16 protein-coding genes and 1 pseudogene are annotated in these 19,471 nt (G+C 61.6%); 10 read left to right on the top strand and 7 right to left on the bottom strand.

The features are described 5' to 3' along the window. Positions 1–1,906, bottom strand: a 1,906-nt coding sequence (locus PMI25_RS06170) for a retention module-containing protein (RefSeq protein WP_024164432.1), incomplete at its 3' end; no start/stop codon positions are given. 532 nt (positions 1,907–2,438) lie between these two features. Between PMI25_RS06170 and PMI25_RS06165 the strand changes: the two genes are divergently transcribed. The 3 genes from PMI25_RS06165 to PMI25_RS06155 all read left to right on the top strand — a co-directional run bounded on the left by PMI25_RS06165 (position 2,439) and on the right by PMI25_RS06155 (position 7,652). Then, the gene (locus PMI25_RS06165; RefSeq protein WP_007962570.1) at positions 2,439–3,797 is read left to right on the top strand and encodes a TolC family outer membrane protein; all 1,359 of its coding nucleotides are present in this window, start codon (positions 2,439–2,441) and stop codon (positions 3,795–3,797) included. 157 nt (positions 3,798–3,954) lie between these two features. Continuing rightward, the gene (locus PMI25_RS06160; protein WP_007962569.1) at positions 3,955–6,117 is read left to right on the top strand and encodes a type I secretion system permease/ATPase; all 2,163 of its coding nucleotides are present in this window, start codon (positions 3,955–3,957) and stop codon (positions 6,115–6,117) included. 173 nt (positions 6,118–6,290) lie between these two features. Then, positions 6,291–7,652, top strand: a complete 1,362-nt coding sequence (locus PMI25_RS06155; protein ID WP_007962568.1) for an HlyD family type I secretion periplasmic adaptor subunit — start codon at positions 6,291–6,293, stop codon at positions 7,650–7,652. A 144-nt stretch (positions 7,653–7,796) separates the two neighbouring features. Here PMI25_RS06155 and PMI25_RS06150 read toward each other — a convergent pair. Together PMI25_RS06150 and PMI25_RS06145 are read right to left on the bottom strand one after the other, a co-directional pair. Continuing rightward, a pseudogene (locus PMI25_RS06150) lies at positions 7,797–8,392 on the bottom strand (tRNA-uridine aminocarboxypropyltransferase). 5 nt (positions 8,393–8,397) lie between these two features. Beyond that, positions 8,398–9,291, bottom strand: a complete 894-nt coding sequence (locus PMI25_RS06145) for a LysR family transcriptional regulator (protein ID WP_007956593.1) — start codon at positions 9,289–9,291, stop codon at positions 8,398–8,400. A gap of 358 nt (positions 9,292–9,649) precedes the next feature. On the opposite strand from PMI25_RS06145, the gene speB reads away from it, so the two are divergent. From speB to PMI25_RS06115, 6 genes are all read left to right on the top strand, one after another. Beyond that, a complete protein-coding gene (gene speB / locus PMI25_RS06140; protein ID WP_007962566.1) occupies positions 9,650–10,600 on the top strand; it encodes an agmatinase in 951 nt (316 codons plus the stop codon). 10 nt (positions 10,601–10,610) lie between these two features. Then, positions 10,611–11,033 carry a YybH family protein gene (locus tag PMI25_RS06135; RefSeq protein ID WP_007962565.1) on the top strand — a complete coding sequence of 141 codons (423 nt, stop codon included), beginning with the start codon at positions 10,611–10,613 and terminating at the stop codon, positions 11,031–11,033. A gap of 55 nt (positions 11,034–11,088) precedes the next feature. Next, entirely contained in the window at positions 11,089–12,600 is a 1,512-nt protein-coding gene (locus tag PMI25_RS06130; RefSeq protein ID WP_007962564.1) for a purine-cytosine permease family protein, read from the top strand. 185 nt (positions 12,601–12,785) lie between these two features. After that, the gene (locus tag PMI25_RS06125) at positions 12,786–14,165 is read left to right on the top strand and encodes a sodium:solute symporter (RefSeq protein WP_007962563.1); all 1,380 of its coding nucleotides are present in this window, start codon (positions 12,786–12,788) and stop codon (positions 14,163–14,165) included. Between the two features lie 85 nt (positions 14,166–14,250). Continuing rightward, complete coding sequence (locus tag PMI25_RS06120) at positions 14,251–14,976, top strand: MBL fold metallo-hydrolase (RefSeq protein WP_007962562.1); 726 nt, start codon at positions 14,251–14,253, stop codon at positions 14,974–14,976. Positions 14,977–15,018: 42 nt separating this feature from the next. Next, positions 15,019–15,267: a hypothetical protein gene (locus PMI25_RS06115; RefSeq protein WP_007962561.1), complete on the top strand. Its 249-nt coding sequence runs from the start codon at positions 15,019–15,021 to the stop codon at positions 15,265–15,267. Between the two features lie 201 nt (positions 15,268–15,468). Here PMI25_RS06115 and PMI25_RS29755 read toward each other — a convergent pair whose 3' ends face one another. Together PMI25_RS29755 and ptrR are read right to left on the bottom strand one after the other, a co-directional pair. Beyond that, positions 15,469–15,597, bottom strand: coding sequence for a PA1414 family protein (locus tag PMI25_RS29755; protein ID WP_003184145.1), 129 nt, complete (start codon positions 15,595–15,597; stop codon positions 15,469–15,471). A 142-nt stretch (positions 15,598–15,739) separates the two neighbouring features. Beyond that, positions 15,740–16,633: a putrescine utilization regulator PtrR gene (gene ptrR / locus PMI25_RS06110; RefSeq protein ID WP_007962559.1), complete on the bottom strand. Its 894-nt coding sequence runs from the start codon at positions 16,631–16,633 to the stop codon at positions 15,740–15,742. Between the two features lie 104 nt (positions 16,634–16,737). On the opposite strand from ptrR, the gene PMI25_RS06105 reads away from it, so the two are divergent. Then, positions 16,738–17,919: an MFS transporter gene (locus tag PMI25_RS06105; protein WP_007962557.1), complete on the top strand. Its 1,182-nt coding sequence runs from the start codon at positions 16,738–16,740 to the stop codon at positions 17,917–17,919. On the opposite strand, the gene PMI25_RS06100 is transcribed toward PMI25_RS06105, so the two are convergent. Continuing rightward, the gene (locus PMI25_RS06100; RefSeq protein WP_007962555.1) at positions 17,864–18,796 is read right to left on the bottom strand and encodes a DMT family transporter; all 933 of its coding nucleotides are present in this window, start codon (positions 18,794–18,796) and stop codon (positions 17,864–17,866) included. The two genes, PMI25_RS06105 and PMI25_RS06100, sit on opposite strands and share 56 nt — an antisense overlap. Before the next feature lie 240 nt (positions 18,797–19,036). Continuing rightward, the gene (locus PMI25_RS06095) at positions 19,037–19,441 is read right to left on the bottom strand and encodes a DUF2177 family protein (protein ID WP_007962554.1); all 405 of its coding nucleotides are present in this window, start codon (positions 19,439–19,441) and stop codon (positions 19,037–19,039) included. Positions 19,442–19,471: the final 30 nt, after the last annotated feature.

The raw sequence follows: 19,471 nt of genomic DNA, 5'->3' as shown, positions 1-19,471 counted from the left end.
CCGGGTTGAGCGTGTAGGTGTAAGTGCCGTCGGTGTGCAATTCCAGCGTGCCGTAGGTGCCGGTGAAAGTACCGGCGGTGACCGGGCCGGTGGGTACGCGGTCGGCGCCTTGCACGTCGTTGGTCAGGACGTTGCCGGTCAGGGTCAGATTGGTTTCTGACGCGGTGCCGGTGTTGCCGTCGTTCACCGCTTTAGGCAGGTCGTCGACCACACTGACGTCGAGGGTCGCATTGGCCGTCGTGCCGTTGTCGTCCACCACGGTGACGGCAAATTGCTCTGGCAAGGTGTTGGCGCCGTTGCCGGTTGGATGCGCGTCATTGTGATCGAGGGTGTAGCTGTAACTCACCACGCCGGTGGTGGCGTTGAAACCAGTGATGGTCAGCGTGCTGCCGAGCGGTGTGGTGACCGATTGCGGGAAGCCTGCGGCCACGCCGTTGGTGACCACGGCAATGCCGCCAACGGTCAGCGTGGTGACGCCGTCCAGCGCGGTAATGGTAAATGTGCCGCTCTGGGTCAGTGCGTTGGAATCCGGCTCGCTGCCGGTGCCGAGGTTTTTTTCATAAACCGTCAGTTCGCCACCCTCGACGTTCAAGCCATTGATCAGCACCGGATCGTCGTTGTTGTGGATCTGCAAAACCAGATTCGCGGTGCTGGTATCACCGTCCGAATCGGTGATGGTGTAGGTGAACGTCTCGGTGCCATTGCCGCCACCGTGCAGCGCTTTGAAGTCTGCGTCGCTGGTGTTGAGGGTGTAGGTGTACGTGCCATTGGCATTCAACACCAACGTACCGAAAGTGCCGGTGAAAGTGCCGGCAGTGACGGGTCCGGTGGGCACGCGGTCGGCGCCTTGCACGTCGTTGGTCAGGACGTTGCCGGTCAAGGTCAACTGGGTTTCCGAGGCGGTGTTGGCGTTGCTGTCATTCGCCGCTTTGGGCACGTCGTCGATGATGTTGACGTCGAGCGAGCCGGTGGCGCTGTCACCATTGCTGTCGCCTGCGGTCACGGTGAAATGTTCGCTGAGGCTGTTGGCACCGTCACCGGCCGGATGGGCGTCGTTGCCGTTGAGGATGTAGCTGTAGCTGACGACTCCGGTTGCGGCGTTGTAGCCGGTGATGGTCAGGGTGTTGCCCAGTTGTGTGGTGATCGACTGCGGAAAACCCGCCGCCACGCCACCGCTGATCACGTTGATGCCGCCGATGTTCAGGCTGCTCAGGCCATCCGGCGCCGACACCGTAAAGCTGCCGCTCTGGGTCAGCGCGCCGGGGTTGGCCGAGGAGCCGGCAGGCAGGTTGGCTTCGTTGAGGGTCAGCTCACCGCCAGGCACCGCGAGGCCACTGAGGGTCACCGGATTGTTGACCGGTGGCGGCACGATCGGCGTGTTGTCGCCATTGTCGATGACGACGTTATGGCGCTCTTCGGGAAACTCGGGAATACCGTTGAAACCGGCAGTCGGGAAGCCGATCACCGGATCCACGCGCCCACCGACTTCCGTTAGCAGGACAAAACTGTGGCCGCCACCCAACTCACCTGGCGCGCCGCCCGGTGCATTCGGGCCGGCGGCGGTGGCTTCTGCCGCTTTGGTCGGGTCTTCGCCGGCAGCGATGGCTTTCTGAATCTGCTCGACGTCAGTCAGTTGTGCTTCGCTGGGCGTCAGTGCTTCAGGGGAATCGACATGTACGGCCTGATTGGCCAGCAGCTGCCCGGACAGGGTCATGCTGCTGTCGCGGCCCAGGGTCAACTCGTGACCATTTTGCAGATGAATGGCGACGGCACCTTCTGCCCCGGTGATCACTTGATCGCCGGCAAACAAGCGGTCGCCCTCGACCAGGGCGCGGCGCGTGCCGTCGGTGCCCTGCGCAAAAACCTGACCAATGACTTTAGTGACGATCCCGATGAGCGTTGCCATGTGAAATTCCTCCGCTGCCGACCACCGTCGGCACTGGTTCGCGAAGCAGCCCATGGCTCAAGCGGGTTGCCGGGGTGACGCTCGCACCTCGACAGTTCGTTTCGCAGGTTGCACAGAAAAGGAAACTTCAGTGCTTTCAAGCACTTCGGCGTCCTGATCGATGCGGCAGGCCCACTAACGCTACGTAACGGTGGTGAATCACCTGAGTGACAAAAATCTGTCGCTCGTTTGCCGCTACGCGTCCCTCCCCTTCAGCAGTACTTCGCCGTATGTCGCAAAGTGAGTGGAACTTTCCTCAAGCCTTTTTGTGCTCCCTAAAGCGCATGAAACAAAGGCTTTCGCTCTGAACAATGTGCCGGTTTTCGCCAAGCGCATAAGTTTTTTTCGGCATAAGCCTTATGAAAATTTTTTCTTAGCTACGCTTCAGGATGTTCTTAGCTCTGTTGTTACAAGAGTGAAACGCTTACACCTCAAATTATCGTCAAATATTTGGCGACAGTAACGCACCATCAGGACCAGGGAGATGCACCCCATGCGCGTTTTAACCCCCCTCTGCAGCGCGGTTTTGCTGGCCATGGCTTGCACTTCCCAAGCCCAGGCCATGAACCTGACCGAAGCGATTCAAAGCACCATCGCCACCCACCCGGACCTCGCCTCGCGCGTGGACGCCAAACTGTCCGCCGATGAACAGGTGAAAGTGGCCAAGGGTGGCTTCTATCCGTCCGTCGATTTGAATGCCGCTTACGGGCGCGGTTACAGCGACAACACCAATACCCGGGCTTTCGGTAATCACCACACCGAAATCCTCAATTACACCCAGTCGGAACTGCGCCTGCGGCAGATGATCTTCGACGGCTTCAACACCGCCAACGAGGTCGAGCGCACCAAGGGCGTGTCCAACTCGCGCGCCTATTACGCACAGGGCACCGCTCAGGATCTGGCGCTGCGCACCATCGAGGTCTACCTCGAAGTGCTCAAGCGCCGTGAACTGGTGACCCTGGCCCGGAACAACCTGCAAGCGCATTTGCGCGTCAACGATCAGATCGGCCTGCGCACCCAGCGCGGCATCGGCAGCACCGCCGACTCCGATCAATCGGTGGCCCGTAAGGCGCTGGCGCAAAACAACCTCGACACCGCCGAGGTCGATCTGGCGGATGCCGAGTCAAACTTCTACGCCGTGGTCGGGCGCATGCCCGATGAACTCGAAGCCCCACCGTCGACTCGCGGCGAAATCCCCACCAGCCTGCCGGAAGCCCAGCAGAGCATGGTCGAGAACAACCCGTACCTGAAATCCGCGCAGGCGGACGTGCAGTCGGCCGAGAGCCAGTATGAAGTCGCCAAATCGCCGTTCTACCCGCGTTTTGACGCCGAAGCGGCGGTGGGTGCGAACAACAACGTGCAAGGCGATGAAGGCCACGACAACGAATGGCGCGTGGGCGTGATCATGAATTACAACCTGTTCCGTGGCGGCAGCGACAAGGCCCGTCTGGCGTCTGATGCGCACCAGATCAACCAGGCGATGGACATCCGCAACAACGCCCTGCGCCAGTTGAACGAGAACATTCACTTGGCGTGGAACGCCATGGTCAACGCCAACAAGCAGACCCCGACCGCCCGCGAATACGCCGAGACCACCAAGCGTGTGCGCGCGGCGTATCAGGATCAGTTCGGTCTTGGGCAACGCACCCTGCTCGACTTGCTCGACAGTGAAAACGAGCTCTACAACGCCAACCGTCGCTACACCGAAATCCGCTACACCGAGGAATATTCGATGTACCGCGTGCTGGCGAACATGGGCCAGTTGCTGAGCAAGCAACGGGTGGTGTTGCCGGCGGATGCGATCGCCGCAACCGAGGTGAAAAATGAAGCGCGCCTGCCCGAGCTGAAGTAAGTCCCACGATCCATTGTGGCGAGGGAGCTCGCTCCCGCTGGGTTGCGCAGCGACCCCAAAGATTTGAGCAGCAATGAGATCCATGGGGCTGCTGCGCAGCCATCGGGGATAAATCCCCTCGCCACAGGTTGGACCAGTCATTACAGGGGCGATCAATATGACCAGCATGGCCGAAGGCGGACACACCGGGATCGATCCGCGGCTGAGCTTCGATGACCCGTTGCTCGACGGTCTGTTGATCCTCTGCAAGCTCCACGGCGCGACGGTCAGTCGCGCCAGCCTGAGTGCCGGGCTGCCCCTGAACAAGCAACGCCTGAGCCTGGACCTGCTGCCCCGTGCAGCGGCCCGGGCCGGTTTGCAGGCGCGTTTGTTACGGCGTGAACTGAAAGACATCTCACCGCTGAACCTGCCGATCCTGTTGCTGCTCAAGGATGGTCGTACCGCCGTGCTGCGGCGTTTTGGCGATGACGGCAAGGCGCTGATCCTGCCCAGCGAAGCCGATGGCGGCGAGCAATGGGTGGAGCGCGAAGAACTTGCCGAACACTACAGCGGCCAGGCCTTGTTCGCCCGTCCGCGCCACGAACTCGAAGACTTGCGTTCACCGCTGGTGCCGCGGGTCCACGCCTGGTTTCGCGACACCCTGAAGCTGTCAAAATGGCTGTACAGCGACGCGATCCTCGCCAGTTTCCTGATCAACCTGCTGGGCCTGATGGTGCCGCTGTTCGTCATGCAGACCTACGACCGCGTGGTGCCGAATCAGGCCACGTCGACCCTGTGGGTGTTGGCGATCGGCCTGCTGATCGGCACCGGTTTCGAACTGGTGTTGCGGGTGGTGCGCGCGCACCTGCTGGACACCGCCGGCAAGAAAACCGATGTGATCCTTTCCGCGACTTTATTCGAGCGCATCACCGGCATGGCAATGAAAGCGCGGCCGGCGACCATCGGCGGTTTCGCCCAGAGCATTCATGACTTTCAGGGCCTGCGCGAATTCCTCACCGCCGTGACCCTGACCAGCCTGATCGACCTGCCCTTCGTGGTGTTGATGCTGGTGGTGATCGGCCTGCTCGGCGGCTGGCTGGTGGTGATTCCGCTGCTGGCGTTTCCGCTCACGATCATTTTTGCCCTGGCGATTCAGGTGCGCCTGCGCGACACCGTGCAGAAGAGCCTGAGCCTGGGTGCCGAACGGCAGGCGCTGCTGATCGAAACCCTCGGCGGCCTGGAAACCCTCAAGGCCTGCAGCGCCGAAAGCGAGCGCCAGCACAAATGGGAAAGCACCCACGGCGCCCTCACCCGCCTCGACAGCCACGCGCGCAATCTTTCGGCGCTGGCGACCAACGGCACGCTGTTCATTCAGCAGTTTTCCGGGATGGCGACGATTGTCGCCGGGGTCTACAGCATCATCGCCGGCAACCTCAGCGTCGGTGCGCTGGTGGCCAGCTACATGCTCGGCAGCCGGGTACTCGCGCCGCTGGGGCAGATCGCCGGGCTGATCACCCGCTACCAGCAAGCGCAACTGACCATGAAAAGCACTGACGCGCTGATGGGCCTGCCGCAGGAGCGCGACGGCAAGCAGCGGCCCCTGGAGCGCACGCAGTTGCAAGGCGCGCTGGACGTCAGCGGCGTGACCTTTCACTACAACGGCCAGAACGCACCGGCGCTGAGCAACGTCAGCTTCAGCATGAAACCCGGCGAACGAATCGGCATCATCGGCCGTAGCGGCTCCGGCAAAAGCACCCTGGCGCGGCTGGTGATGGGTTTCTATGAACCCGAGGAAGGCCAGTTGCTGCTCGACGGTCTTGACCTGCGGCAACTGGATGTCGCCGACTTGCGCCAGCAGATCGGTTATGTCGCCCACGACCTGCCGCTGCTGGCCGGCAGCCTGCGCGACAACCTGACCCTCGGCGCCCGCTACATCAGCGATTCGCGCATGCTCGAAGTCGCTGAACTGACCGGCGTCACCGAGCTGGCGCGGCAGCATCCGCAAGGCTTCGACCGGCCGGTAGGCGAACGCGGCCAGCTACTTTCCGGCGGCCAGCGCCAGGCCGTTTTACTCGCCAGGGCATTGCTGCTCGACCCACCGATCATGCTGCTCGACGAACCCACCAGCGCCATGGACAACAGCAGCGAAGACCTGCTGCGCCAGAAGCTGCACGGCTGGGTGCAAGGCAAGACGCTGCTGCTGGTCACCCACCGCACCTCGATGCTGAGCCTGGTGGACCGGCTGCTGGTACTGGACAACGGCCGGGTCGTCGCCGACGGCCCGAAAGAAGCGGTCATCGATGCACTGCGCAAAGGCCGGGTCGGCTCGGCGGCGGTTTAGTCGATGCAACATAAACCTGCGGCCACCTACTGTCTGTGGCGAGGGAGCTTGCTCCCGCTGGGTTGCGAAGCAGCCCCAAAGATCTTGTGGGCGCTGCGCACCCAAGCGGGAGCAAGCTCCCTCGCCACAAGGATTGTGTTGACCTGTTTCTCTTGAGTGAGGGGTATCGCCCCATGTCTGCATCTTCAGATAGCAAATCACGCGGCTACTTCGACAGTTTCGGCAAAAGCGCCGAAGCCGAGTTCATGCCGGAAACCGCCGGCGCGGCATTGCAGGATTCGCCGCGCTGGTCGCGAATCACCGTGTGGCTGGCGGCAGCGTTGCTGATCAGTGCGCTGGTCTGGGCCAAATTCGCCGTGCTTGAAGAAGTGACCATGGGCGAAGGCAAGGCGATTCCGTCGAGCAAGGTTCAGGTGATCCAGAACCTGGAGGGCGGGATCGTCACCGAGATCTTTGTCCGTGAAGGACAGATGGTGAACAAGGGCGACAAGCTGCTGCGCCTGGATGACACGCGGTTTCTGTCGAACAAGGGTGAGAGCGAAGCCGACCGTTACGCCCTGACCGCGCAAGTCGAACGCCTTTCCGCCGAAGCCGAGGGCCGTCCGTTCAAGCTGTCTGACGAAGTGATCGCCAAGGCGCCACAGGTCGCCGAAGACGAGCGCGCGCTGTATGACCAGCGCCAACGGCGTCTGGCCAGTGAGCAACGCACCCTCACCGAACAGCTGCGACAGAAGACTCAGGAGCTGGCGGAGTTTCGCTCCAAGCAAGGCCAGTACAGCTCCAGTCTGGCGCTGCTGCAGCAAGAGATGAACATGTCGGCGCCGCTGGTCGGCACTGGCGCGGTGTCACCGGTGGAGATCCTGCGACTGAAACGCAGCGCGGTGGAAATTCGCGGCTCGCTGAACGCGACGACCCTGGCCATCCCAAGGGCCGAATCGGCAATCAACGAGATCAAGAGCAAGATCGACGAATCGGAACAGACCTTCCGTTCCGACGCCGCCAAGGACCTCAATCAGAAGCGCACCGACCTGTCGAAAATCACCGCGTCGAGCATCGCCATCGACGACCGGGTCAGCCGCACCACCGTGACCTCGCCGGTGCACGGGGTGATCAAGCAGCTTAAGGTCAACACCATCGGCGGCGTGGTGCAGCCGGGCAGCGATATGGTGGAAATCGTGCCGCTGGAAGACAACCTGCTGATCGAAGCCAAGGTCCGTCCGCAAGACGTCGCGTTCCTCCATCCGGGCCAGAAAGCCATGGTCAAGTTCAGTGCCTATGACTACACGATCTACGGCGGGCTGAGCGCAAAACTGGAACTGATCGGCGCCGACACCATCACCGATGACAAGGGCAACAGCTTCTACCTGATTCAGGTGCGCACCGATAAAAACCACTTGGGCGGCGATGTGAAACCGCTGCTGATCATCCCGGGGATGGTGGCGACGGTGGACATTATTACCGGGGAGAAAAGTGTGCTGGATTATCTGCTTAAACCGGTGCTGAAAGCGCGGACAGAGGCGATGCGCGAGCGGTAGAAATGTCTGGATTTTGTGGTGAATTGGCTGGCCTCATCGCTGGCAAGCCAGCTCCCACAGTGTCCGTGTCGAACACAAAATCTGCGAACACCTCAGAACCTGTGGGAGCTGGCTTGCCAGCGATGAGGCCAGTACTGCCAACACTTATCTGTCGCCATGATTACGCTGAAAAACCTCGCCCCCATCGCCGCAATCTGCCCCTCGATCAGCGCCTCGAACGGCTTCAACAACGGCGCAAACGTCGTCGGCGCTTCGAGGGTTTCCAGCGCCTGCACAATCGCCTCAATGGTCGACAACGCCCCCGGCCCCGGTGCCTTGCGCAACCGGTAGCGCGACACCCCGCCCTGCGCCAGCGTCACCCGCGGCAACGCCGCCAGCAGCGGATTGAGATGGAGCATCTTGCGCGCCTTGCGCCAGGTGCCGTCCGGCACCACCAACAGCAGCGGCTCATCGGATTCGCGGTAAGCCTGCATCGGCTGCGCATCGTCGTTGGGAAACAGCAACCGCGCCTGATAACCGGGTCGGTTCAACAACGCCGGCAAATCCTCGAACACCTCGCCGACAATCAGCTCGGCATTGCTCAAACCTAGTGCCGCCAGGCGCGCGGTGTTGAGCGCGTGATTGACCTCGCTCGGATGCTGCAACAGCAGCACGCGGGTGCGGCTGTCGAGGCTGGGGATCAGCGGGCACAGGCAATGGGTCTGGGGGCGCAGGCAGCGCGGGCATTGGGGTCTGGACATGGTTCTTATGCCTGATTGAGCTGTGCTTTGAGCAAATCACGGAAGGTCTGAATCAACGGTTCGCGGCTGCGACCGCGGCGCATGATCATCGAGAACGGCGCCTGATAACCAAAGGTCGCCGGCAGCAATACGCGCAAGTCGCCCTTGTCGGCCCAGGCCTGGGCGTAGTGCTCCGGCAGGTAACCGATATAGGCACCGGACAGCACCAGAATCAGCTGCGCCTCCATACTTTCAACAGTCGCCGCGCTGTGTTTGAAACCATGGCGTGCGAGTTCCGCCTGACTCCAGTAACCACGACCGACCATGCGCTGCTGGGTGATGACCTGCTCGGGGATCCGCCGCTCGTTGAACAGCGGGTGGCGGCTGCTGCAATACAGCCAGTGCTGCTCGCGGTACAGCGGCATATACACCAGACCGCTCATGCGCGTGGAAAACGCACCGATGGCCAGATCGAGACGGTTGTCCTGCACACCGAGTTGCAGTTCGTAGGGGCTCATCACCGACAGGTGCAAATGCACCGCCGGGTGTTCCTGACTGTAGGCGCCAATGGCTTCGGCGAACGGCAAGGCCTTGTCGCTGACGGTGGAGTCGATCACCCCGAGGTTGAGCGTGCCACGCAGTTCGCCCTTGAGCGCGGCGGCGTATTGCTCGAAACCTTCGAGTTCGGCCAGCAGGCGCAAAGTTTCCTGATGGAACAGCTCGCCCTTGCTGGTCAGGCTGAACCCGCCACGCCCGCGATGACACAGCACCAGACCGAGCGCCGCTTCGAGCTGGCTCATGTAAGTGCTGATCGCCGAGGTCGACAGGTTGAGTTCCTGCTGCGCATTGGCAAAGCCCTGATGGCGGACCACGCTGACGAAGATGCGCAATAGTTTCAGGTCGGGTAAAGCGTTGGCCATGCGGCTCTCCAAACATCTGTCGAACGCTGATGACTTTGTGGTGAGGGGATTTATCCCCGATGGGTGGCGAAGCCGCCCCAAGCCTGCAAACCAATCCATCCGGGAAGTCGCGAGCAACGAATTTACGACTGCTGCGCAGCCGATCGGGGATAAATCCCCTCGCCACAGGGGTATCGGTACGGGTTCGGGAAGTCTATCCCGCGCCTCTCCATTAGTTTAGAAAAATCTGAACTAAGTTTTTGCCCGTAGCGATTCTTCCGCCGCACTACATTTCGCAGAATCAGCCCCACAGCGGCGTCCGAACCTGTGCTGAACGGTGCGCCGACATAAATAAAACAAAGACGATGAGGCCCTACCCGTGGACAAGATTCTTCACCAACCACTGGGCGGCAACGAAATGCCGCGCTTCGGCGGCATCGCCACCATGCTCCGACTCCCCCATGTACCGACCGCTGCCGGCCTGGACGCTGCCTTCGTTGGCGTGCCCCTGGACATCGGTACTTCGCTGCGCCCCGGCACCCGCTTCGGGCCGCGCGACATCCGCACCGAATCGGTGATGATCCGCCCGTACAACATGGCCACCGGCGCCGCGCCGTTCGACTCGCTGTCGGTGGCCGACATCGGTGACGTGGCGATCAACACCTTCAACCTGCTCGACGCCGTGCGCATCATCGAAGAAGCCTACGACAACATCCTCGAGCACAACGTGATCCCGATGACCCTGGGTGGCGACCACACCATCACCCTGCCGATCCTGCGTGCCATCCATAAAAAGCACGGCAAGGTCGGTCTGGTGCACATCGACGCTCACGCTGACGTCAACGATCACATGTTCGGCGAGAAGATCGCCCACGGCACGACCTTCCGTCGCGCCGTCGAAGAAGGTCTTCTGGACTGCGACCGCGTGGTGCAGATTGGTCTGCGCGCACAGGGCTACACCGCTGACGACTTCAACTGGAGCCGCGATCAGGGCTTCCGTGTCGTACAAGCCGAAGAGTGCTGGCACAAGTCGCTGGCGCCGCTGATGGCCGAAGTGCGCGAGAAAGTCGACGGCGGCCCGGTGTACCTGAGCTTCGACATCGACGGTATCGACCCGGCCTGGGCGCCAGGCACCGGCACCCCGGAAATCGGTGGTCTGACGACCATTCAGGCGATTGAAATCGTTCGCGGCTGCCAGGGCCTCGACCTGATCGGCTGCGATCTGGTAGAAGTCTCGCCCGCCTACGACACCACCGGCAACACCTCGCTGCTGGCTGCCAACCTGCTGTACGAAATGCTCTGCGTACTGCCTGGCGTGGTCCACCGCTGAGGGTTCGGCCATGAACGAACGTGATCAGGTGTTGCAAGCGGCTGCCGATCTGGTGTCCGCCTTCGCTCGCAACGATCGCGAAGCTTATTTCGGCGCGTTCAGCGCCGATGCAAGTTTCGTGTTTTACACCCTCGAGCAGCCACTGCTGTCGCGCGATGCCTATCAGGCCTTGTGGGACAGCTGGCGCACCGAGGATGGCTTTGAAGTGCTGTCGTGCACTTCGAGCAACGCCTTCGTCAGCCTGCAGGGTGACGTGGCGGTGTTTATCCATGACGTGGCCACCGAGCTGCGCATGCAAGGGGAGCAACACTTCAGCCAGGAGCGCGAGACGATTGTTTTCAGGAAACAAGCGTCGAGCCTAGAACAACAAGGCCATTGGCTGGCCTGCCACGAACATTTGTCCGCAATGCCGGAAGGGCTGCCATCCCCTTAGCCAAGACAGGTGACGCTCACGCACGATGAGCGCGCCTTTATGATCGGAGCAGATCATGAATAACAACAACAACGACCAAAGCCTTACGCAAATTGAAACCCACGGGGTCGAGCAGATCCCGGATCACGAACGCACCGCAGGCCCGACGGACTTGTTCCGGATGATCTTCGGTGGTTCCAATACCTTTGCCACCGCCGTGCTCGGCAGTTTCCCGGTGCTGTTCGGTCTGTCGTTTCAGGCCGGCGTCTGGGCAATTGTGCTGGGCGTGCTGCTCGGCTCGCTGATCCTCGCACCGATGGGCCTGTTCGGCCCGCTCAACGGCACCAACAATGCCGTGTCCTCGGGTGCCCACTTCGGCGTGCACGGGCGGATCGTCGGCTCGTTCCTGTCGCTGTTGACCGCCATCGCGTTTTTCTCGCTCTCGGTGTGGAGTTCGGGGGATGCGCTGATCGGGGGTGCGAAACGCCTGATCGGTCTGCCGGAAACCGACCTGACCCTGGGCCTGGCCTACGGTCTGTTCGCGATTCTGGTGCTGACCGTGTGCATCTACGGCTTCCGCTTTCTGCTGTGGGTGAACAAGATCGCGGTGTGGAGCGCCAGCCTGTTGTTCCTGCTGGGCATCTTCGCCTTCGCCGGTCCTTTCGATGTGAACTACGCCGGCACGGTGAACCTCGGTCAACCGGGCTTCTGGGCGGCGTTCATCGGCGCGGCGCTGGTGGCGATGAGCAACCCGATTTCCTTCGGTGCGTTCCTCGGCGACTGGTCACGCTACATCCCGCGTGACACCTCCAAGCAGCGGATCATGGCCGCCGTGGTGCTGTCGCAGATCGCCACGTTCATCCCGTTCCTGTTCGGCCTGACCACCGCGACCATTGTCGCGATCAAGGCGCCGGACTACATCGCGGCGAACAACTATGTAGGCGGCCTGCTGGCGGTGTCGCCGAGCTGGTTCTTCCTGCCGGTGTGCCTGATTGCGGTGATCGGCGGCATGTCCACCGGCACCACCTCGCTGTATGGCACCGGGCTGGACATGTCCAGCGTGTTTCCGCGAGTGCTGTCACGGGTCAAGGCGACGCTGCTGATCGGCGTGCTGTCGATTGCCTTCATCTTCATCGGGCGCTTTGCGGCGAACCTGGTGCAGAGCGTGTCGACCTTCGCCGTGCTGATCATCACCTGCACCACCCCGTGGATGGTGATCATGATCATCGGCCTCTTGATGCGTCGCGGCTTCTACTGCCCGGATGACCTGCAAGTGTTCACTCGCGGCGAGCAAGGTGGACGCTACTGGTTCAACCACGGCTGGAACTGGCGTGGCCTGGGTGCATGGATCCCGAGCGCGGCGGTCGGCCTGTGCTTCGTCAACCTGCCGGGGCAGTTCGTCGGCCCGCTGGGCGAGATGGCCGGTGGTATCGACATCAGCCTGCCGGTGACCCTGGGCCTGGCGTCGGTGGTGTACCTGACACTGCTGAGCCTGTTCCCGGAACCGCGGGAGGTGTTTGGACCGCAGGATGCGCGCAGCCAAGGCGCGAAGTCGCCAGCTAAATCGGCACTGCGCCAGGCGGCCTGATTCACACAGAAAATTTGAAGGATTGGAGTTCTTGTGGCGAGGGAGCTTGCTCCCGCTCGACTGCGCAGCAGTCGCAATGAAGCTGTTGGGGCCGCTTCGCAGCCCAGCGGGAGCAAGCTCCCTCGCCACAGAGAGGCATTCGATTCAGCGTTCCACATAAAAAAGACAATCGGAGACACGCCATCATGGCTTTGGATTTATTCGTCGTCCTCATCTACGCCGCCGGCATGCTGTTGCTCGGCTACTACGGCATGCGCAAGGCCAAGACCAACGAGGACTTTCTGGTCGCCGGGCGTAACCTGGGCCCGAGCCTGTACATGGGCACCATGGCCGCGACCGTGCTCGGTGGCGCGTCCACCGTCGGCACCGTGCGTCTGGGCTACGTGCATGGCATCTCCGGCTTCTGGCTGTGCGCAGCACTGGGTTGCGGCATCGTCGCGCTGAACCTGTTCCTCGCCAAACCACTGTTGAAACTGAAGATCTACACCGTTACCCAGGTGCTGGAAAAACGCTACAACCCGATGGCCCGTTCGGCGAGCGCGGCGATCATGCTGGCCTATGCGCTGATGATCGGCGTGACCTCGATCCTGGCGATCGGCACCGTGCTGCAAGTGCTGTTCGGTCTGCCATTCTGGATCTCGGTATTGCTCGGCGGTGGCGTGGTGGTGATCTACTCGACGATCGGCGGCATGTGGTCGCTGACCCTGACCGACATCGTCCAGTTCATCATCAAGACCGTGGGCCTGATGTTCATCCTGTTGCCGATCTGCCTGTACCGCGTAGGCGGCTGGGACGAACTGGTGCTGAAGCTGCCGGCAGCGGCGTTCAACTTCACCACCATCGGCTGGGACACGATCATCACCTACTTCATGATCTACTTCTTCGGCATCCTGATCGGTCAGGACATCTGGCAACGGGTGTTCACCGTCAAGACCGCCAAAGTCGCCCAATACGCCGGCAGCATCGCCGGTATCTACTGCATTCTCTACGGTCTGGCCTGCGCGCTGATCGGCATGGCCGCTCACGTACTGATCCCGGATCTGGACAACGTCAACAACGCCTTCGCCGCCATCGTCAAACTGTCGCTGCCGGACGGCATCCGTGGTCTGGTAATCGCTGCGGCACTGGCGGCGATGATGTCCACCGCCAGCGCCGGCCTGCTCGCTGCTGCCACCACCCTGACTGAAGACCTGCTGCCGAAATTGCGCGGCGGCAAACAGTCGAGCCTGGCGATCAACCGCCTGTTCACCCTGCTCACCGGTGTCGTGGTCCTGGGTATCGCGCTGGTAGTGAACGACGTGATCAGCGCCCTGACTCTGGCCTACAACCTGTTGGTCGGCGGCATGCTGATTCCGCTGATCGGTGCGATTTTCTGGAAACGCGCGACCACCGGCGGCGCCATCGCCAGCATGGGCCTGGGTTTCGCCACCGCGCTGTTGTTCATGTTCAAGGACGGTCTGGACGCCAACACACCGATCTACTACAGCCTCGCAGTAGGTCTGGTGAGTTTTGTGGTGGTCAGCCTGGTCTCCCCTCGCCCGGCGACGGTGGCGAGTGCGATCTAAGCTGTGATGTAACGACTTGATGCTTTCTTCGACGGGTGTGGCGTCGGTTGCCACACCCGTTTTTTTCGTCTGAAGGAAAGTGCTGATGAAGATTGTTTCGCGCGATCAATGGTTCGAAGTTTTGAGTTTGAGCGACGGCATCCGACTGATCCATGAGCCGTACATTCGCCCGTTCTACCGCTGCAACCTCTGGCACATTCAGGGTCGCGACAAGGATCTGCTGCTCGACAGCGGCTCGGGGCTGGTCAGCCTGCGCGAACAGTTGCCGTGGCTCACCGAACGGCCGCTGGTGACCGTCGCCAGCCACTGCCACTTTGATCACATCGCCGGGCATCACGAATTCGCCGAACGCCTGGTGCATCGCCTCGAGGCCGACATTCTTGCCGCGCCGGACGGTGACAATGACCTGAGCCGGGCCTTCGTCGGCGACGACATGTTCGAGGCGCACCCGGACTGCCCGCTGTGCTACGCCGAATACCGGGTCAAGACAGCGCCGGCCACCGGGTTTGTCGAGGATGGCGACGTGCTGGATCTAGGCAATCGCACCTTGCAGGTGCTGCACACGCCGGGGCATTCGCCGGGCGGGATCAGCCTGTATGAAGCGGCCACCGAAACCCTGTTCAGCGGCGACATCATCTACGACGGGCCGCTGATCGAAGACGCCTACCACTCCAATCTCGATGACTACGCCGCCAGTCTGCGGCGCTTGCAGGCGTTGCCGATCCGCACCGTACACGGCGGGCATTTCGGCAGTTTCTCCGGCGAACATTTGCGCTCGATGATTGACGAATGGCTGCGCCGACACGCTTGAGGCCTGCTGTAATCAGTCAAAACAACAACGAAACTGTCTGCCATGAGAAGAGCTGCCGTGCGTGCCGCCGTACATCGGTTCATCAAGCGCCTGCTGGAAAATCGCGACTTCAACGACAACACCAGCCTGGTGCAACTGGGGCTGGAGAAAGCGGATATCGAGGATCTGATCTTCCACCTGGAAGATGAATTCGGACTGACGGCATTCACTGCCGAAGAGGATCACATGCTCAAGACCGCGAAGACCGCGAATGACTTGAGCCGGTTTTTGCTGGAGATTGGACGGCATTGAGAGGGTTTGCCAAATACAACCATCAGGGTGAGCTGAAACCCTGTGGCGAGGGAGCTTGCTCCCGCTGGGCTGCGAAGCAGCCCCAAAACCATTAAGCCCGGTTGTGCCAGACGGACCTTGTTCAGTGACCTTACGACTGCTGCGCAGCCGGGCGGGAGCAAGCTCCCTCGCCACAACAGCGTCACTCACATGCGGTGGTGCTTACCGCCGGCGAGGCTGACGCCGGCGCTGTTCGTCATCGGTGCGGATCGGTACGGGTTGCAGAGGCGGTTCGATCAAGCCGAGGGCAACACCCAAATCGTGCAGCCAGTTCTGAATTTTCTCTTTCATCGTCATGCCCCCTTCAGGGTAGTGCTGAGCGACCGGAATTCTGAGGCCGCTTCGCACTGATAATAGTCCGAAGTCCTACGCAATGCTCGGCCAAATCCGCAATGATCTGTTACTGAATTGAACAGAATTACGATTGGTTGGTTCACGCCGTTTGCCGGGTTTCGTCCGATGCCACGGGATAGAGCGCTTGCTGCTGTTCAATCCAGGCATTGAGGTTGGCCCCGACCATGCCCTTGCGCCACATGAGCCACGTTGTCGCACTGGCGAACGGCTCGGCCAAAGGGTGCACCGCGACGCTTTCGCGCCCCGGCAGACTGGCGAGCATCGACTCCGACATCAGCGCCACACCGCTGCCGGCAATCACGCAAGCCAGCATGCCCTGATACGACTCGATCTCCATCGCCCGGCCCATCGCCGCCTGATAGTGGACGAACCACGCCTCCAGCCGTGCGCGATAGGCGCAGCCATGACGGAAGGTGAACACCGCCCTGCCCTCGACCTCTTTGGCGCTGCGGATCGGCGGATGATCGGCTTCACTGATCAGCACCAGACGCTCGTCACACAGCGGCACCCCGTCGATCCCGGCCAGTTGCGGCGGACCGTCCACCAACGCCGCATCGAGACGCCCGGAGACCAGGCCTTCGAGCAATTCGCCGCTGGGTCCGGACTGCACCTGCAGATTCACCGCCGGGTATTGCTTGTGATAGCGCGCGAGCAACGCCGGCAAGTGGATTGCTGCGGTGCTGTACAACGTGCCGAGGACGAAATCCCCCGCTGGTTGCCCGCCCATCACTGCCGCACTGGCCTGATCACGCAGGGCAAACAGCTTGCCGGTGTAGTCCAGCAGGACTTTTCCCGCAGGCGATAACTGCAAACGCTGACGCTCACGGACGAACAGTTCGACGCCCAATTGCTCTTCCAACTGCTTGAGCCGGGTCGACAGGTTGGACGGCACCCGGTGCAGGCGTTCCGCAGCGCGGGTGATCGAACCTTCCTCGGCGACTGCCTGAAAGATCCGCAATTGGCTGAACTCCACGAGCCTTCTCCATAACAGAACAAGTTGCTCACTATTATTCAATTTTAAAGAAAGTCAATCGGTTCTAGCCTGACGGTCATTGCTCGTTCAAAGGAATCCCGACCATGTCGCCACTGATTCGCTTATCCGCCTGCTTCGTCGCCCTGATGATGGCCATGGGCATCGGGCGTTTCGCCCTCACGCCACAAATGCCGCACCTGCTCAGTGAGGGCCAGGTCGACCTGACGGCCGCCGGTCTGATTGCTGCGGCCAACTACCTCGGCTACCTGCTGGGTGCGGTGGATGCGATGTTCGCCCACCGTCCGCAGCAAGTGCAGCGCCGTTTGCATGGCGGTTTGTGGCTGAGCGTGCTGCTGACCTTGGCGTCGTTCTGGGCCAACGGTTTCTGGGCGCATTTGCTGTTGCGCTTCGGCACCGGGGTGGCGAGTGCCTGGGTGCTGGTGATGATTACCGCGCTGAGTCAGCCACTGGCAGCGGCAGCGGGTCGGCCACGCTTGGGGGCGCTGGTATTCGCCGGTCCGGGGCTGGGGATTTTTCTGACCGGGTTGCTGGCACTGTTCTCACATCTGCTGAACCAGACTTCCGCCACGCTGTGGCTGATCTATGCCGTCGTGGCGCTGGTGATGTTGCTCGCCATCGTGCGAATCCTGCCGCAACCGGGTGTGCACACGCCGGTCGCCACGCTCAATGTCAGCCATTCGAATCGCGGCATCCCGCGACTGGCAGTGGTGTATGCGCTGTATGGCGTGGGTTACATCATCCCCGCCACGTTTCTTTTGCAAATGGCCAACGCGCAGTTTCACGGACAATGGCAGGCCGATCTGTTCTGGCCGTGCTTCGGGCTCGGCGCGGCGATTGGCGTGCTGCTGGTGAGTCTGCGTCGCCACGATCCGAACACCACGCGACACTGGCTGACCGCCACGCTGTGGCTGCAGGCGCTGGGAGTCTTTGCGTGCTTGTTGGGCAGCGGTTATGGCCTGGCGCTGGGGGTGATGTTGTGCGGCATGCCGTTCCTCGCTTGCATGCAACTGGTGATGCAACGTTCGCGAGAACTGGCGCCCCACACCACCCAGCGCAACGCCGGGCTGCTGACCGCATGCTTTGCGGTCGGCCAGCTCAGCGGCCCATTACTCGCGGCGCTGAGCAGCCATTTCAGCGGTGGTCTGCAACCGGCGCTGATCATTGCCGGCAGCGGTCTGCTGATTGCCGGCGGGCTTGCGCTGCAATCGGTCAGCGTTGGCCGAGGGCTTTGCGCAAACGCCGACGCACCCACTGCTCAGCGCTGACAAAGGTGATGCCGAGCAACACCAGCACCGCGCCGATGACGAAGTTCACGCTCAATTCTTCACCGAGCAGCACCACGCCGAAGGTGACGCCGAACAGCGGTGTCATGAACGAAAACACCGCAAGGTTCGCCGCCAGATAGCGCCGCAGCAGCCAGAACCAGGTCAGGTAACTGAAGAACGACACCACCAGGCCCTGAAACAACACGCTGGCCACCGCCACGGTGGTCAGGCTGACGTGGCTGATCTGGCCGCTGAACAACGCGATCAACAACAGCCCGACGAAGCCGACGATCAACTGATAGAACAGGGTCAACGTCACTGGCGCCTCTGACAGACGCGAGGCGCGCACCACCACGGTGGTCGCGCCCCAGCAGGCACCGGCAATGACCCCGAACGCATCGCCCAGCAGCATGCGCCGGTCGAGGTTGTCCCATGACACACCGCCAGCGAAGGCTATCGCGATGCCGACGAACGCGAGCAGAATGCCCAGCCATTGCAGCGGCCGCAGGCGCTCACTGGCCAGCAGGAAATGCACGCCCAGCGCGGTGAAAATCGGCGCGGTGTAAAGGAACACCGACATGTGCGCGGCGGTGGTCAGTTGCAGGCCTTCGGCGATGAAGAAGAACTCCAGACCGAACAATGCACCGGCCAGCAGTCCCCCACGCCAGGTGTTGCCCACCTGATCCCAACCACCCTTCCAGCACAGCAACAGGCCTACCAGCAGCGCAGAAATCCCCGAGCGCCCGGCGGCCTGCATCACCGGCGCGATATCCGGCGCGGCCCACTTGATCATCACTTGCTGCACGCCCCAGATCAGGCAGAGGCCGATCATCACCTGCAAGGCAAACCCGTCGGCATTGCGCCGCTCGACACTCACCGCAACACCTCGAAATCACACAACATGGCAGCCATCCACGGGTCGAAAATCTGTGGCGGGGATTATCAATCACTCGGGCAAAAAAAGCCGTCTGAAAAAGACGTTGTCTGCGTCAGGAACGTCAGCGGTGAATGGCCGTCGGCTGCGCCGCCATTCGCGAGCAAGCTCGCTCCCACAGTCGACCGCACTTCCCTGTGGGAGCGAGCTTGCTCGCGAAGGCGTCGGCCCAGACAACCAGGATTACGCAGTTGACCTCACAAATCGCTTCGCAGCCAGGAAACCGACCGAGCAGGCAACAGCCGTCACAAACGTTCCCCACGCCCAATCCAGCAAACTCACCTGCACCGACCACCCGCGCAATGTCGCCCAATTGGTCAGGTCATACGTGCCATACGCCACCAGCCCCAACAATGCGCCCATCTTCGCCGCCCGTTGCCAGCTCAGCGCCGGCAACACCACAAACTGCACGCAACCAAAAACGTACAGGCAATAAAAAACCGCTGCCGGAACCAGCAACGGTTTTTCGAGCATCAGCGCACCGAGCAGCTCGCGGTAGGTCGGCGCCATCAATACGCCGAGCCAGAGACCGTCGAGCAACAGAAACGCCAGCAGTGTGGCGATATAAGCAAGCAACGGCTTTTTCATTTACCCGACCTCAAGTGACCCTATGCAACA

This window comes from Pseudomonas sp. GM30 (genome assembly GCF_000282275.2).
In the GTDB taxonomy this organism is placed as follows: Bacteria; Pseudomonadota; Gammaproteobacteria; order Pseudomonadales; family Pseudomonadaceae; genus Aquipseudomonas.
The sequence above is the reverse complement of the archived record's forward strand: the minus strand, read 5'-3'. Positions and strand labels throughout refer to the sequence as shown.

What these genes read in the sequence shown, in the direction of transcription:
- PMI25_RS06125 (WP_007962563.1), top strand. Translation starts at nt 12,786, where the DNA reads ATGGCTTTGGATTTATTCGTCGTCCTCATCTACGCCGCCGGCATGCTG.
- PMI25_RS06155 (WP_007962568.1), top strand. Translation starts at nt 6,291, where the DNA reads ATGTCTGCATCTTCAGATAGCAAATCACGCGGCTACTTCGACAGTTTC.
- PMI25_RS06105 (WP_007962557.1), top strand. Translation starts at nt 16,738, where the DNA reads ATGTCGCCACTGATTCGCTTATCCGCCTGCTTCGTCGCCCTGATGATG.
- PMI25_RS06120 (WP_007962562.1), top strand. Translation starts at nt 14,251, where the DNA reads ATGAAGATTGTTTCGCGCGATCAATGGTTCGAAGTTTTGAGTTTGAGC.
- PMI25_RS06115 (WP_007962561.1), top strand. Translation starts at nt 15,019, where the DNA reads ATGAGAAGAGCTGCCGTGCGTGCCGCCGTACATCGGTTCATCAAGCGC.
- PMI25_RS06160 (WP_007962569.1), top strand. Translation starts at nt 3,955, where the DNA reads ATGACCAGCATGGCCGAAGGCGGACACACCGGGATCGATCCGCGGCTG.
- PMI25_RS06130 (WP_007962564.1), top strand. Translation starts at nt 11,089, where the DNA reads ATGAATAACAACAACAACGACCAAAGCCTTACGCAAATTGAAACCCAC.
- PMI25_RS06095 (WP_007962554.1), bottom strand. Translation starts at nt 19,441, where the DNA reads ATGAAAAAGCCGTTGCTTGCTTATATCGCCACACTGCTGGCGTTTCTG.
- PMI25_RS06135 (WP_007962565.1), top strand. Translation starts at nt 10,611, where the DNA reads ATGAACGAACGTGATCAGGTGTTGCAAGCGGCTGCCGATCTGGTGTCC.
- PMI25_RS06165 (WP_007962570.1), top strand. Translation starts at nt 2,439, where the DNA reads ATGCGCGTTTTAACCCCCCTCTGCAGCGCGGTTTTGCTGGCCATGGCT.
- PMI25_RS06145 (WP_007956593.1), bottom strand. Translation starts at nt 9,291, where the DNA reads ATGGCCAACGCTTTACCCGACCTGAAACTATTGCGCATCTTCGTCAGC.
- PMI25_RS29755 (WP_003184145.1), bottom strand. Translation starts at nt 15,597, where the DNA reads ATGAAAGAGAAAATTCAGAACTGGCTGCACGATTTGGGTGTTGCCCTC.